The sequence below is a fragment of the Daejeonella sp. JGW-45 genome, assembly GCF_029360805.1.
In the GTDB taxonomy this organism is placed as follows: domain Bacteria; phylum Bacteroidota; class Bacteroidia; order Sphingobacteriales; family Sphingobacteriaceae; genus Daejeonella.
The window spans coordinates 60,608-74,127 of record NZ_JARKNC010000010.1; the positions used below are offsets into that span (position 1 = coordinate 60,608).

The 13,520-nt window shown below is 45.6% G+C and carries 11 protein-coding genes; 4 read left to right on the forward strand and 7 right to left on the reverse strand.

Features of this window, described 5'->3' with window-relative positions; all coding sequences use genetic code 11:
• Window positions 1-35 precede the first annotated feature (35 nt).
• Together P2W76_RS13905 and P2W76_RS13910 are read right to left on the reverse strand one after the other, a co-directional pair.
• Window positions 36-878: a DUF2911 domain-containing protein gene (locus tag P2W76_RS13905; protein WP_276348448.1), complete on the reverse strand. Its 843-nt coding sequence runs from the start codon at window positions 876-878 to the stop codon at window positions 36-38.
• A gap of 156 nt (window positions 879-1,034) precedes the next feature.
• Window positions 1,035-1,646 carry a DUF6266 family protein gene (locus P2W76_RS13910; RefSeq protein ID WP_276348449.1) on the reverse strand — a complete coding sequence of 204 codons (612 nt, stop codon included), beginning with the start codon at window positions 1,644-1,646 and terminating at the stop codon, window positions 1,035-1,037.
• A 397-nt stretch (window positions 1,647-2,043) separates the two neighbouring features.
• On the opposite strand from P2W76_RS13910, the gene katG reads away from it, so the two are divergent.
• On the forward strand, window positions 2,044-4,248 hold the full coding sequence (gene katG / locus P2W76_RS13915) for a catalase/peroxidase HPI (protein ID WP_276349274.1): 2,205 nt from the start codon (window positions 2,044-2,046) through the stop codon (window positions 4,246-4,248).
• A gap of 60 nt (window positions 4,249-4,308) precedes the next feature.
• Here katG and P2W76_RS13920 read toward each other — a convergent pair whose 3' ends face one another.
• The 4 genes from P2W76_RS13920 to P2W76_RS13935 all read right to left on the reverse strand — a co-directional run bounded on the left by P2W76_RS13920 (window position 4,309) and on the right by P2W76_RS13935 (window position 9,330).
• Window positions 4,309-5,352 carry a PepSY-associated TM helix domain-containing protein gene (locus tag P2W76_RS13920; RefSeq protein WP_276348450.1) on the reverse strand — a complete coding sequence of 348 codons (1,044 nt, stop codon included), beginning with the start codon at window positions 5,350-5,352 and terminating at the stop codon, window positions 4,309-4,311.
• Between the two features lie 46 nt (window positions 5,353-5,398).
• Window positions 5,399-7,753: a TonB-dependent receptor gene (locus tag P2W76_RS13925; RefSeq protein WP_276348451.1), complete on the reverse strand. Its 2,355-nt coding sequence runs from the start codon at window positions 7,751-7,753 to the stop codon at window positions 5,399-5,401.
• 311 nt (window positions 7,754-8,064) lie between these two features.
• Window positions 8,065-8,487, reverse strand: a complete 423-nt coding sequence (locus tag P2W76_RS13930; protein WP_276348452.1) for a VOC family protein — start codon at window positions 8,485-8,487, stop codon at window positions 8,065-8,067.
• 36 nt (window positions 8,488-8,523) lie between these two features.
• Window positions 8,524-9,330, reverse strand: a complete 807-nt coding sequence (locus tag P2W76_RS13935; RefSeq protein WP_276348453.1) for a tRNA pseudouridine synthase A — start codon at window positions 9,328-9,330, stop codon at window positions 8,524-8,526.
• Between the two features lie 118 nt (window positions 9,331-9,448).
• Between P2W76_RS13935 and P2W76_RS13940 the strand changes: the two genes are divergently transcribed.
• From P2W76_RS13940 to P2W76_RS13950, 3 genes are all read left to right on the forward strand, one after another.
• The gene (locus P2W76_RS13940; RefSeq protein WP_276348454.1) at window positions 9,449-9,853 is read left to right on the forward strand and encodes a hypothetical protein; all 405 of its coding nucleotides are present in this window, start codon (window positions 9,449-9,451) and stop codon (window positions 9,851-9,853) included.
• Between the two features lie 289 nt (window positions 9,854-10,142).
• Window positions 10,143-10,664, forward strand: a complete 522-nt coding sequence (locus P2W76_RS13945; RefSeq protein ID WP_276348455.1) for a hypothetical protein — start codon at window positions 10,143-10,145, stop codon at window positions 10,662-10,664.
• Between the two features lie 54 nt (window positions 10,665-10,718).
• Window positions 10,719-11,951 (forward strand): MFS transporter, encoded by a 1,233-nt coding sequence (locus tag P2W76_RS13950; protein WP_276348456.1) that lies wholly within the window; start codon window positions 10,719-10,721, stop codon window positions 11,949-11,951.
• A 6-nt stretch (window positions 11,952-11,957) separates the two neighbouring features.
• On the opposite strand, the gene P2W76_RS13955 is transcribed toward P2W76_RS13950, so the two are convergent.
• The gene (locus tag P2W76_RS13955) at window positions 11,958-13,271 is read right to left on the reverse strand and encodes an alpha/beta fold hydrolase (RefSeq protein ID WP_276348457.1); all 1,314 of its coding nucleotides are present in this window, start codon (window positions 13,269-13,271) and stop codon (window positions 11,958-11,960) included.
• Window positions 13,272-13,520: the final 249 nt, after the last annotated feature.

Here is a 13,520-nt window from a genome sequence, read left to right on the forward strand (position 1 = left end):
TTTAGTGCTCAAGGCTGTATTTTATTCCGGCGTTTCTATTTGCCGGCCTGTGCAATTATTGCACTATTAAGCCGGATGTATTCGGCATTGTTCATTGTCTTTGCAATTTCGAGACCTGTCTTTGCGCTGGCAGCCGCTCCTGCCTTGTCACCTGCTTTAAGCTGGATCTTTGCTTTATAGTAATTGTACCATGGAGTCTTCTGATCGGCCGGGTCTACCGCGTTCATCCATTCCAGAGCCTTGTTAAGATCCTTGCCGTTATCTAAATAATAGATGGCCGACTGCATATAAGGCTTTTTCTCTCCTTTCATAGCCTGATCGATGTTTGCCATTACCCGGCTGTCCACATCCACAGTCATTCCAATGCCAACCCTTGTGTCTGCCCAATCCAGGTTTAGTTTCGCCGACGCAGGTGTAACATCACCAAAGGAAATGGTAAAGGTCTCTGTCTTTTCAGGAAGCCTGGATGGCTTTACCGTGAAACGCAGAACATCTTCAGATTGTTTGTACGAATATGCACCCCACTGCTTGGTGTCTTTATTAAGGATAACTGTCCAGGAAGCTTTACCCGGGATAGTCAACAGCGCATACTCTCCCGCTTTCACAGGATTGCCCGCCAGGCTGATATCCTCAGAAAAGGCGATAGTCGTAATTGTGTTTGCCCCTGTACGCCACACCTCGCCATAAGGTGTAAGATCGGTAAAAACGTTTCTGCCCTTAACATTCGGACGCGAGTATTTTACCGTGACCGTACCAAGGCCAAACTCCTGGATAATTGTTTGTGCACTGCTTACCTGAGGCATTTTTAACTGTGCTGATGCCGGAGCAAGGAATAAGCAGCAAAGGATAAAGACAAATAAAATTGAGATCTTTTTCATGGTTAATTTTTTTAATACTTAAAATTAGTCAAATATCGCTTAAGAAATCCAATAGTACCGTCTTTTACTAATTCTTAATCCAGGCCCAGCCGGGATACGTGGTCGGGTTTTGCCCGGATAAAAATACCAGGCTGATATGAACAGACAGGAAACGATTTACTTAAGCACGATCTTTCCCAGGTACACACTATTCGAACACCTGTCACGCTCCTCAGAAACGAATGCTATATACAGGTCGACTTCCTTGCCTGAGATATATTCGTACGGGAGGATGTGCTTTCCCTCATTTCTCCGCGCTCCGCATACATCCCATACCCGGTCTTCGCCGCCCGCATAAGCCAGCACCATTGCCCGGTCGGTCGTATCCCCGCCTGGCTCCCACCTAAAATCAATTATGCCTTTTTCAGGGTTACTTACAGCCGGTGCTGAAGGCAGAGCTAAGTCGCCCCAGGAGATTAACGCCCGCGATGGGTCGAGGGTCAGATCTTCGTTAAGCGCGTTGAGTTTGAGGTACGACAAGGCGCTTCCGAAGCCATGCTGCTTGTCCGAATAATTCTGAAATCCTATCCTGACACATGGCGTAATGTTGGTCAGCCATGCCTGTACCGCTGCCATTGCTTTTCGGTTGAGGATCTGTTTTTCGCTCGGGGGCTTCGTTGTATGTTTGGGGACACCGCGCATGTAAGTACGACCATATCTGGTATAGCCAACCACTGATGCTACCCGGCCACTGAAAGCGCCTGTTATCCCGTTTGTTATTCGTGCCATAACAAAAATTTTAAGGTTAAAATTGATTATCTAAATTAATAATTCAATGTGATACTTTACAGAAAATATTGGGATAAATAACGGATATTATAAGGATAAATTCCCATGGTTATCCGTAGAATATCCGAGTAATGTCCGAAGAATGTCCGAAGAAATAAAAGATTAATTAAGTAAAATTACACCGTAAACTCCGGTAAGTATTGAACCATCAATTTTCCTCATTTACAGGCCGCAACATCGAATAAATGATTTTTATAATTCCATAGATTTTATCTATATCAACATAAATTTATAAAATGATTTCCCGTCGAATTATCTTGTAGATTTGCTATCTAATCAAAGAATAATAAATATGCAGGATCATTCTCATCCACATCATGACGCTAAGGTTGGCGACATGAATACGGAAACTACCGCTAAGTGCCCGTTTTCCGGCGGAGCATTAAACCACGGTGCTGGCGGTGGCCAAACCAATCGCGACTGGTGGCCAAATCAATTGAACCTAAATATCCTTCGTCAGCATTCTACGCTGTCGAACCCGATGGATAAGGATTTTAATTATGCCGAGGAGTTTAAGAAACTTGATCTGAACGAAGTAAAGAAAGATTTGTTCGCCCTGATGACCGATTCTCAGGATTGGTGGCCGGCTGACTATGGGCATTACGGTCCCTTTTTCATCCGGATGGCATGGCATAGCGCTGGTACCTATCGTATTAGCGATGGACGGGGCGGTAGCGGATCCGGATCACAGCGTTTCGCACCGCTTAACAGCTGGCCTGATAACGCGAACCTGGATAAGGCCCGCTTGTTGCTATGGCCTATAAAGCAGAAATACGGCAAGAAGATCTCATGGGCCGATCTGATGATCCTGGCAGGTAACTGTGCCCTGGAATCTATGGGTTTTGAAACATTCGGTTTTGGCGGCGGCCGTGAGGATATCTGGGAGCCTGAACAAGATGTTTACTGGGGTGCTGAGGACGTGTGGTTAGGCGATGAGCGCTACATTGGCGACCGTGAGCTGGAAAATCCACTGGGTGCTGTTCAGATGGGATTGATATACGTAAACCCGGAAGGCCCTAATGGTAATCCTGATCCGATTGCTTCAGCACGCGATATTCGTGAGACTTTCGGCCGTATGGCAATGAACGATGAAGAGACGGTGGCCCTGATAGCAGGTGGACATACTTTTGGTAAAACGCATGGCGCAGCTGATCCAAGCAAATATATTGCAAAGGAACCTGCAGGAGCAGGAATTGAAGAACAGGGATTGGGCTGGAGAAACAGCTTTGGTTCGGGGAATGCTGGTGATACCATTACCAGTGGCCTGGAAGGGGCCTGGACAACCACTCCCACTAAATGGAGCAATAACTTTTTTGATAACCTTTTTGGCTTCGAATGGGAACTTACCAAGAGCCCTGCGGGCGCCAGCCAGTGGAGACCAAAAGATGGGGCAGGCGCTGGAACTGTGCCAGATGCACATGATCTCGCAAAAAAGCATGCGCCATTTATGCTGACTACCGACCTTGCGCTTAGGATGGATCCCAATTACGGTCCGATAGCAAAACGATTCCATGAAAATCCTGATCAGTTTGCGGATGCTTTCGCCAAAGCATGGTTTAAGCTCACTCACCGTGATATGGGACCGAAAGAACGTTACCTGGGCCCGGAAGTACCGGCACAGGAGTTGTTATGGCAAGACCCGGTTCCTGCGGTTACGCATGAATTGATCAACGACCAGGATATTGCAAGCCTTAAAACCAGGATTTTAAGTTCAGGACTTTCTGTATCGGAACTGGTGTCTGCTGCATGGGCATCGGCATCAAGCTATCGCGATTCTGATAAACGCGGAGGTACTGATGGCGGGCGCGTTCGGTTAGCTCCTCAGAATAACTGGACAGTGAACAACCCCGCGCAGCTTGCTTCTGTGCTGCAGAAACTGGAAGCGGTTCAAAAAGATTTCAATGATGCCCAGGCCGGTGGTAAAGCAGTCTCTATGGCTGATCTTATCGTTCTGGCGGGATGTGCAGGTATCGAACAAAGCGCAAGGAACGCTGGTCATGATATCGCTGTTCCTTTCAGGCCGGGAAGAGCCGACGCTTCACAAGCGCAAACTGATGTTGCATCGTTTGCTGCGCTTGAACCAAAAGCAGACGGTTTCCGCAACTATCAGCAGTATCATCACAAGGTATCTGCAGAGGAATTACTGATTGATAAAGCTCAGCTGCTGACGCTGACTGCTCCTGAATTAACGGTACTTATCGGCGGATTGCGTGCTTTGAACATTAACTTTGATCAAAGCAAACACGGTGTATTTACTGATCGCCCCGGCGCACTTACTAACGATTTCTTTGTAAACCTGCTGGATTTCGGCACTACGTGGCGAGCTTCTGCAGATAACAAAAATGTGTTTGAAGGACGTGACCGTAAGACTGGTTCGGTAAAATGGACTGGTACCCGCGTAGACCTGATATTCGGTTCGAACTCAGAACTTAGGGCAATCGCCGAAGTTTACGGATGTGAAGATGCTAAAGACAAATTTGTGAAAGACTTTGTTGCAGCATGGTCTAAGGTGATGGATCTTGGCCGCTTCAACCTGGCTTAATAAACCTTAGCGAGGATGGATAAATAAAAGAGACTGGCTACATTTGAGCCAGTCTCTTTTTTATTTTATTTCAACCGTCTTGCGTCTTCTTCTCCATAAAAAGAAGCCGCTAACTGAAAGGACCGGCCCGCTTAGACCTACAAGAACAAAAAGAAATTTAATAATAAAATTGCCGTACTCTACGAAATGTATCCCTCTGACCAGGCTGGATAAAGGCTTTGTAGATACCACGCCACTGAGCTTACCTGTCTGGATATCGGCAGTGACGGAATTATAAAAACGGCTGAAAATCCGGCTCCTGTTATCTGTAGTACCTGAAAAAGTTATTTTATCATTAACATTTGATGGGAAGCGAATATAACTGGGATGGAATTCCGGTAATTGTGTGCTGATTCCGGCGAGAAGCTTATCAACAGAAACCCTGTTCAATACCGGAGAATTCAGAGCAGCAGGCTTTGGAGGATTCATTCCAGCGCTTACGATTTCATAACTGATCACAAGTCCGCTTAGGGCCATCAACAGGTTAAAAAGTAAGGCCCATACCCCCACATACCGGTGAAGGGAAGAATAAAATGAGTTCCTGTTCCTGACATTGAAACGGATCTTAAATAACAGGCATTTCAGAAGGGCGCTTCTATACACTACAGAACCGGTGATCAGAGAAATAACAAACAATAACCCAACAATTAACACGACAATTTCGCCTGCTAAACCGGCATGCAGGCTATAATGGAATTTCAGGATCCAAAAAATCACACCACTGGATTGCCGGACAACCTTTAACAGCTCTCCGCTTGAGGGGTGGACAAATGCGATTAAGCGGTCTTCGGGCGACCTTAGCTGAAAGACCAGTGTTTCAGAAGGATCTGCAGAAAATCGAATTAACCGGATATCCCACGCTGAATAGCTGGCGACAATGCGATCATAGGCTTTGTCAATTGAAACTGATCTGTCATTTTCTACGTGCAGGTATTTCTCGTATTGCAGATCATCCAGCTCCTGGTGAAAAACGAGAATAGCTCCCGAAAGGCTCAGCAAAAAGATGAGAGCCCCGGCGATGAGTCCGCTCCATTTATGGAACCTATAGATCCGCTTTAATTTCATTTAAAAAGAAAGCACCTTTAAGGGTGCTTTCAAACTTGGTTCAGGATTAAAATTGCGTACTTATTCCCAGGGTAAAGCTCATACCCCTGCCTTTCACGTAATATTGGTCTAAACTTGGCCACAGCGATCTTGCCGGGAAATAGTCGGCATTCAAAAGATTCTCAACCCCCAGCTTTAAATAGGTAGATTTCTTAAACCGGTAAGAAGAAGAGAGATTAATCACCTGATAAGGGTCAACCTTTCCCTCATATGTTTTATAAACACCTGTATTGGTAAGCGGGAAACGGTTTCTGCTTGATGAAGCCAGGAAATCAGCCCGGACAAGAAACTTCGAATTCGGAACATATTTCAGGTACGCGGTATATTTAGGAGGAGTGATCCGGTCGCCACCTAAAAAGGTATCCGTTTCATCATTAAATTTATTATTATTATTTCCATCTCTTTTTCCTTCCACATAGCTGTAACTACTTCCCAGGTTTATTTTAGAAGAAAGGTTTACATCTGCAGAAACTTCAAATCCATGAACACGTTCGGGCTGTCTTACTATCACGTAAAATCCATTTTGCTCAACAAAGCTGGAACCCAGTTCGGACTTGCTCACATAAGCGGATACCTCAAATCTAAATGCTTTGAACTCACTTTCAAATCCTGTTTCGTAATGGTTAATAATTACTGGCTCGGTTTGGATCTTATTGATGTCATCTACCCGGGCTGCACGCAGAAGCAAGCCCAGGTCAGCAACAGAAAAGCCCTGCGAGAAATTAACATACGGCCTGAAGAAGTTGAAACGGTTGTATCTCAGGCCGCTGTTAAATACGAGGTTCTCATAATCTATTTCCCCGCCTTTTACTGACACACTCGTTCCAAAAGTTTTAGTGACCGCATTATAAGGCTTAAGGGTTTCGTAGTCTTCTACCCCAATGTTCATTCGTTCGTAACGGATACCTCCGTTAAACACAAGATCCTTGAACAGCCTGGACTGTACCTGCATAAATGGCGCAGTGCTGAGCATATTCATTTTGGGAACCCAGATTCTGCCATCAAGAAGCGGCTGTGAAGTAACATCACTTAGCAGGTCCAATCCATAAGTCAGGTCTGCGCTCAGCTTTTTTGCGGCCAGTAGTGGCGTATTAAAATCAGCTCTGATTCCTTTCTTTGAAGATTGAATTATGGATTGTCCGCCGTTCTCGAAATTTGTGCTGTAGAAGAAGAGTGTATTAAAATCCTGAACATAAGCATTCACTGATAAACTGGTTTTCCCAGCCAGCTTATCGTTTGTGTACATTGCCATAGCATTGTGATTCCACCTGGTACCGGGAGGACTTCCCGGAGTTGAGCCTTCAATACCATAAGTTTTAGCACCATTTTTACGACTGCCCATTACTTCCTGGAGATTCGTTTCCTCAAGACTTCTGAAAAAATTATAGCTTAACTGAACACGTTGATCGGGATTGATCTGGTATCCTAATTTTGAAAAGGTATTATATACCTGATTATTGCTTAGTCCATATGTGGGACCCAAAATGTCTCCTTCCGCATCTCTTACCTTGCCTGTTTGTTCATAACTCCCGCTCACGGTATAATCAAACTTTCCGAGGTTTCCGTATATAGATTGGGAAAGCCGCCCCCCAATACTACCTTTAGGATTGACAACGCCTCCCGAAAAGCTAAGGTCCGTCTTGCCGGCAAAACGGGAGTCACTGGTTTTGTTAGATCTGGTAATATAATTGATTATACCACCTGACGCTCCATTGCCATAGATCGAATTAGCTCCCTTGATCACTTCAATACGCTCGATCACGCCGGCATCAATTGTACGCATATCAACTGATCCGTTACGTAACGGTGTTGATTGCGACACCCCATCTACAAGTATAAGGATCTGCCGGCCTCTCAATGTCTGGCCCCAGTTACTGCTGGTTCCGCTGGATACACCTAAACCAGGAACAGCTGAGGAAAGAATATCGCTGAAGTTATTATTGACAGCCTGAAGTTCTTGCATGGTAGCCGAATTTACAACAGTAACTGCCGTGGTAAACTCCTCTTTCAGTTGCTCTTTCTTCCGGGATGTGATTATGACTTCGTTTAACAACGAATTCTTTGTTGGCAACAAGGTTACCACAAGTTCTCTTGAAATACCCTCTCCCAGGTTTATTTGCAGTTCCTGAGACTGAAATCCGACCGCAGAGACCGTTAATGTATATTCAGATGAATTCAGGGCACTAAAGCTAAAGCTGCCATCGGTAGCTGCCATTATTGATTTGCCCGGGTTGATCTTAACTGTTGCATAACTTATCGGTTCGCCATTCGTGTCTTTTATATATCCTTTCAGATTACCGGTCTGTGCAAGCAGTATTTGCGTATACAATAAAATAATACTCAGGAGTAATGATCTTCTCATATTTTGTTTTTTCGGCAAATCTAAAAATTATTTATAATCAGTCCAAATAAACAGAACAAAAAGATCACCGTCAGGCCAATCGAAGTTTACTGATGAGCATCTTATTTACCGGATAAGCTGGAAAGGTAATTTTCCAGCTTGTCAAAGTTTTGCTTTTGCCCTGCATCTGCTTTAAATGTTTTGACGATAAGGTCAAAATCTTCCGGGGTGTCAAATACCGAGCTCCATTGTATTTGGGTTTCATTGCCTTTGGCTTGAAAAACCACAGTAGCAATGAAGTGCAGTACTTCTTGAATTTGAAACAGTTGGGATTACTCTTCAACCTGGAACTCAGGATTCCATACTACTTCCCAAAGATGCCCGTCAGGGTCTTGGAAATAGCCCGCATAACCATTATAAAAGGTGTTTTGTGCCGGCTTGATTATTTTTGCACCAGCCGTTTTAGCCTGGATCATAACAGCATCCACTTCTTCCTTTGTATTTACATTGTGTCCGATGGTAAACTCTAAGGACGAAGGCTCTTGAACCGGAATACCCGTATCTTTGGAAATACTTTCCTTTGGCCATAAGGCGAGCCTCAGGCCGTTCTGCAGATCAAAGAATGCAACTGCGCCGTATTCAAATTCTTGTCCGACGATACCTTCGGTTTTTAGTCCGAGTCCGTTTTGATAAAAAGTAACTGCTTTCGCCAGGTCGGCTACGCCGAGGGTCAGTACTGATATTCTCGCTTTCATAATGCTATATTGTTATTTATGCGATGCCTTCGCAAATTAAAGATCTCTCCAGAAAACTTCGGAGTAATTATGCGCGGGCGAAAAGTCGGCTTTTGCTGGCAAGTCTAAAAAAGGGTAGGTCACTTTAGAAAGATATAATCCTTCAGGGTGGGCTGGCGGGATAAGAGGCGGCGGTTGCCGCGAGATCAGGTAGCTTTCGAACTCATCTGCACCAAAAGTACCATCACCAATTTCGATCAGCTTATGGGCGAGGATCCGGATCATGCGGCCAAGAAAACGGTTCGACGAAATACGGAACCGGATGCGGTTGCCGGAATCATTTGTAAATAGTGCGGCAGATGAAATATGGCAAATGGTATGTTCATTCTTATCCGGCGATTTGCAGTATGCGCGGTAATCGCTATACCCAGGCAGCAGCGCTACTGCTTTTTTCATTTCCCTCAGGTTGAGGCCATCTCTCAGGTACTGCGAACTGCTTTCGCTCAGGAAGGGATCTTTGTAGGTATGAATAAAATAATCATAGGTACGCAGCACGGCGTCGAAACGGGCATGTGGCTTGCCGTCCATAGGAATGATATCAAAGATTGCAATGTCATCCGGCAGGATATGGTTCCAGCGAAAAATAAGGTCGAAATCCCAGCTCTCTCCGATATCCATATGAAAAAAGAATTGGCTGGCGTGTACTCCTGTATCAGTGCGGCCGCACCCAAAGATCTGCACCTGTTTTTTTAAGATCCGGCTTAAGGTAGTTTCTAAAACCTCCTGTACGGAAGGCTTATCCGGTTGCCGTTGCCAGCCGAAATACCGGGTACCTTTATATGCTATGTGTACGAAATAACGCAAATGAGTTCTTAAAAATGCTAAGCTAGGAAATACTCCCAACCTTCATAGCAGTCGCTGCTCCTGAATCCCAATTAATATTTTGTACCTTTGCACACAAGAACTTAAGAGAAAAGCAGATATGAAGACCATAGTTATAGTTGCAGGGATCATTATTGCCGGAGCGACGGTTGTTGCCTTAGTGCAGAACGATAAGAAAAGTGATGCCGCTCCGGAAATTCATAACGCTGCTGACGGCCATGGCCACCCGGCAGATGCTGCGGCACCCGGTGCGGATGCTAAGTTAAATCCTGCTCATGGCTTGCCGGGTCATCGCTGCGACCTGGCTGTAGGTGCACCACTTCCTGCGGGTGGTCCAGGTACCGCACCAGCCCAGGCGCCGCAAACTATTCAAATGAACCCGGTACCTCAGCAGGCCGCTCCTGCTAATCCGTCCGCCGCTCCCGCCGCTGGTGTTAAGATAAATCCCGCACATGGAATGCCAGGCCACCGGTGTGATATACAGGTTGGGGCGCCGTTGACGTAAGGGGGAGTTGAGACCCGATAGCTGTCGGGTTGAAAGTTGAAAGTTGAAAGTTGAAAGTTGAAAGTTGAAAACTGAAAACTGAAAACTGAAAACTGAAAACTGAAAACTGAAAACTGAAAACTGAAAACTGAAAACTGAAAACTGAAAACTGAAAACTGAAAACTGAAAACGGGACGTAGCTCATTTTCAAAAATGAGTTTACAATCGTTTAACCGCGTTGTTTTAAAAAGTTTTCCACATTTATTTTAATTCGCGAAATGCGAATAGTGATTATTTGCTATATTTAATCATGAAAGAACATAAAGGGATGCGGCCTCAGGATGTGGTTTTGCTTTTGAAGCTTATCATTGATGGCGGAGAGGAAAATAAGATCAAGGAGCTATCATCGAAATTGTTCATAAGCGCTTCAGAAATCAGTGAATCGCTGAACCGCTCCGCCATATCCGGCTTGCTCTTGCCAGATACCCGCACGGTCAATAAAGAGCCGTTTTTGAAATTCCTCGAACACGGGCTTCAGTATGTTTTTCCCGCTCAGCTTGGTCCAGTCAGGAATGGTTATTTTACAGCCCATTCTGAGTCTTCGCTTTACCTGAGTTTCTCTTCAGAAGAAAAGTTGGTATGGGCAGACGAACAGGGAAAGGAGCGCGGCCAAACTATTTTGCCTCTCTATCCGACGGTAGTAAAGACGATCAAAAAGGACAGGCTGCTGTATAAACTTTTAGCGCTTTGTGATATTATCCGGATCGGTGATGCATCCGATAAGAATAAGGCGGTCTGGCATTTGAGGGAGGCTTTTCAGACGAGGAGTTGATTCCTTAAATCATAATTCGCTTTTCTGGTCTATACCACAGATATTTGCAACATAATGAACGAGCAGCAGGTAAACAGCCCGGGTGAGATCCCTACGGAGGCGGCAAAAAACATCACTAATCAGACGGTATTTCCAATCCTATTTGCGATAAGTTTTTCGCACCTGCTGAATGATACGATACAATCGCTGATTCCGGCGATCTATCCTATAGTAAAGGATTCGTTCAGCCTGACCTTTGCACAGATCGGGCTTATCACATTGACGTTTCAAATGTCGGCCTCGCTTTTCCAGCCTTTCGTAGGACTGTATACAGATCGCAAGCCACAACCCTACTCCCTGGCCGTAGGGATGGGATTTACCTTAATCGGCCTCCTGTTATTGTCGCAGGCCCCGAACTTTGCAATGCTGGTCGTTTCTGTAGCTTTCGTGGGGATCGGTTCTTCTATATTCCATCCGGAGGCATCTCGAATGGCTAGTATGGCGTCGGGCGGACGAAGAGGGATGGCCCAGTCTGTTTTCCAGGTTGGAGGAAATGCGGGGAGCTCTATCGGGCCTTTGCTGGCCGCGCTGATCATCGTGCCATATGGTCAATCAAATATTATATGGTTTTCCCTTCTTGCTTTGCTGGCTATTTTAATCCTGGTAAATGTGGGCGGCTGGTATAAGCTTAAGATCAAGACCAGGGCTCATAAAGCTGCGGTCTCTCATGCTGTTCAAACCCTTCCGCGGAGAAAGATAATCCTTTCAGTGGTCATATTGCTGGTCCTGATATTCTCCAAGTATTTCTACCTGGCAAGTATGAGCAGTTATTATACCTTCTACATGATGCATAAATTCGGGGTATCGGTCCAAAGCTCGCAGGTCTACCTGTTCATATTTCTTTTTTCCGTTGCAGCGGGTACATTGATAGGCGGGCCGCTGGGGGATAAATTCGGGAGAAAATATGTGATCTGGGGATCCATACTCGGGGTAGCGCCATTCACCCTGATGCTGCCTCATGCCAACCTGTTCTGGACTGCTGTATTAACCGTGCCCATCGGAGTGATCCTTGCTTCTGCTTTTTCTGCGATCCTGGTATATGCGCAGGAGCTCATTCCAGGCAAAGTAGGAATGATCTCGGGATTATTCTTTGGCTTCGCCTTTGGGATGGGAGGTGTGGGATCTGCACTGCTCGGCGCCCTCGCCGACCGCACAAGTATCGAGTATGTTTACAGTATTTGCGCCTTTCTTCCGCTGATCGGGTTAATCACCGGATTTTTGCCGGATATCGGGAAGAAGGTAAGTTAGTTGTTCTTACTTCCCCTTAATCCAAACCGCAATATCCTCGATCAGCTTTGGTGAAACATTTGCCGGTACGCGGTATTGTACGCCGGTTCCTTTTTCCTTTTGGGAAGTTAAGAGGTGATTGAGATCCGGATAAACTTTAAAAGACGCGTTCTTATTTGCGGCGAGTCCGGCTCTCCACATATTGTAATCCTGCATCGACACCTGGAAATCGTTTTCTCCCTGGATCACCAGGATCTTTTTGGGAAATTTCTTTGCTGAGGCAACCTGGTCATAATTATTCAGGTCGATCCAATAAGATGCGGGTGCAGACAGGATAATGGAGTCCGGAGCAATATCACCAAGCTTTAACAGGCGGGACCGGTCGATCTCATTGGTTGTTGCCTGGAACCGCTGTTTAGTAGCAGCTGTGGTATCGCCGCTTAACAGATATAAATACTTGTTTTGTTCAGCAACCAGGTCGGCCATCTTCCTCGCCGGCGCTGCCGCCAGGATAATTCCCGCCAGGTCAGGTGCCAGGCCTGCTATACGTGGTGCAAGCATCCCGCCAAGACTGTGTCCCAGAAGATAGATCTGTGCCTTATTTACACCAGGAGTACTTTTTGCTACAGCGATAGCCTCCAGTGCATCATCGATAACTTCTTCTTTGACCGTGAAGGTTTTTACAAAGGAATTTGGGTAAACCATAGAACGTTTTACGTAACGCAGGGTTGCGATACCTTTTGCAGCGAGACCACTGGCCAGGTCTTTTAAGGGTTTGTTCGGACCGACAGTGCCGTCCATGTCTGATGGGCCGGAGCCATGTACCAGCACCACCAGCGGGAAATTTGTCGCACCCTTTGGAATTGTCAGCATTCCGGCCATCTGGCCTCCACCAAACTTTATCTGAACTTCTTTTTCAGTGTATAGATTGGTATCTGCATAAGCAGGAGCTACATAAACGGCTTCCTGGGTTGTTTGTGCTACAAAGAATCCGACCAGTTTTTCTGATTTATTGAAGATAAAGGTAAAGCCCTGTGACCCTTTAGTGAAAACGCAATTTAACGTTACCTGAAAGTATTCGCCCTGGGTTTTGTTTTGTGCGCCGTCCACAGATTCATAGGTGCCGAGGCTGTTACCTAGTCTTAGCCAGAACAGCTTAAGCTCGTCCGCCGATATCTTGTCTTTAACGCTTTCATCAAAAAAACCATGTGCTTCTTCGAATTTACCTTTATCCATCGTGTCGAAAAACGCATCGGCGCGGTTGATCAGGTTTACGATACTTTGCGCAAATGTGATCTGGCTGATAAAGAGGAAGGCGATAATTAGTTTAAAAGATTTCATGTATTGGTGGTTTCAATTTCCGGGGAGGAAGATAAGGAAAAGATATGAGCAATGAGCTCTGAGCATCAGCTTCGTCCGGGCGAATTCACATGGCCTGAGCAATTTGATGCAAAAAACGATTCATTAAACTTTAATTAATAGGGACATTAAATACCCCTTTTATGGGTTCTGAACGAAGCTCATAGCCCAATGCCGATACCTTCGTCACATTTTTTCCTCCGGCCCGTAGGGGTAAACTCTTTCATAGTT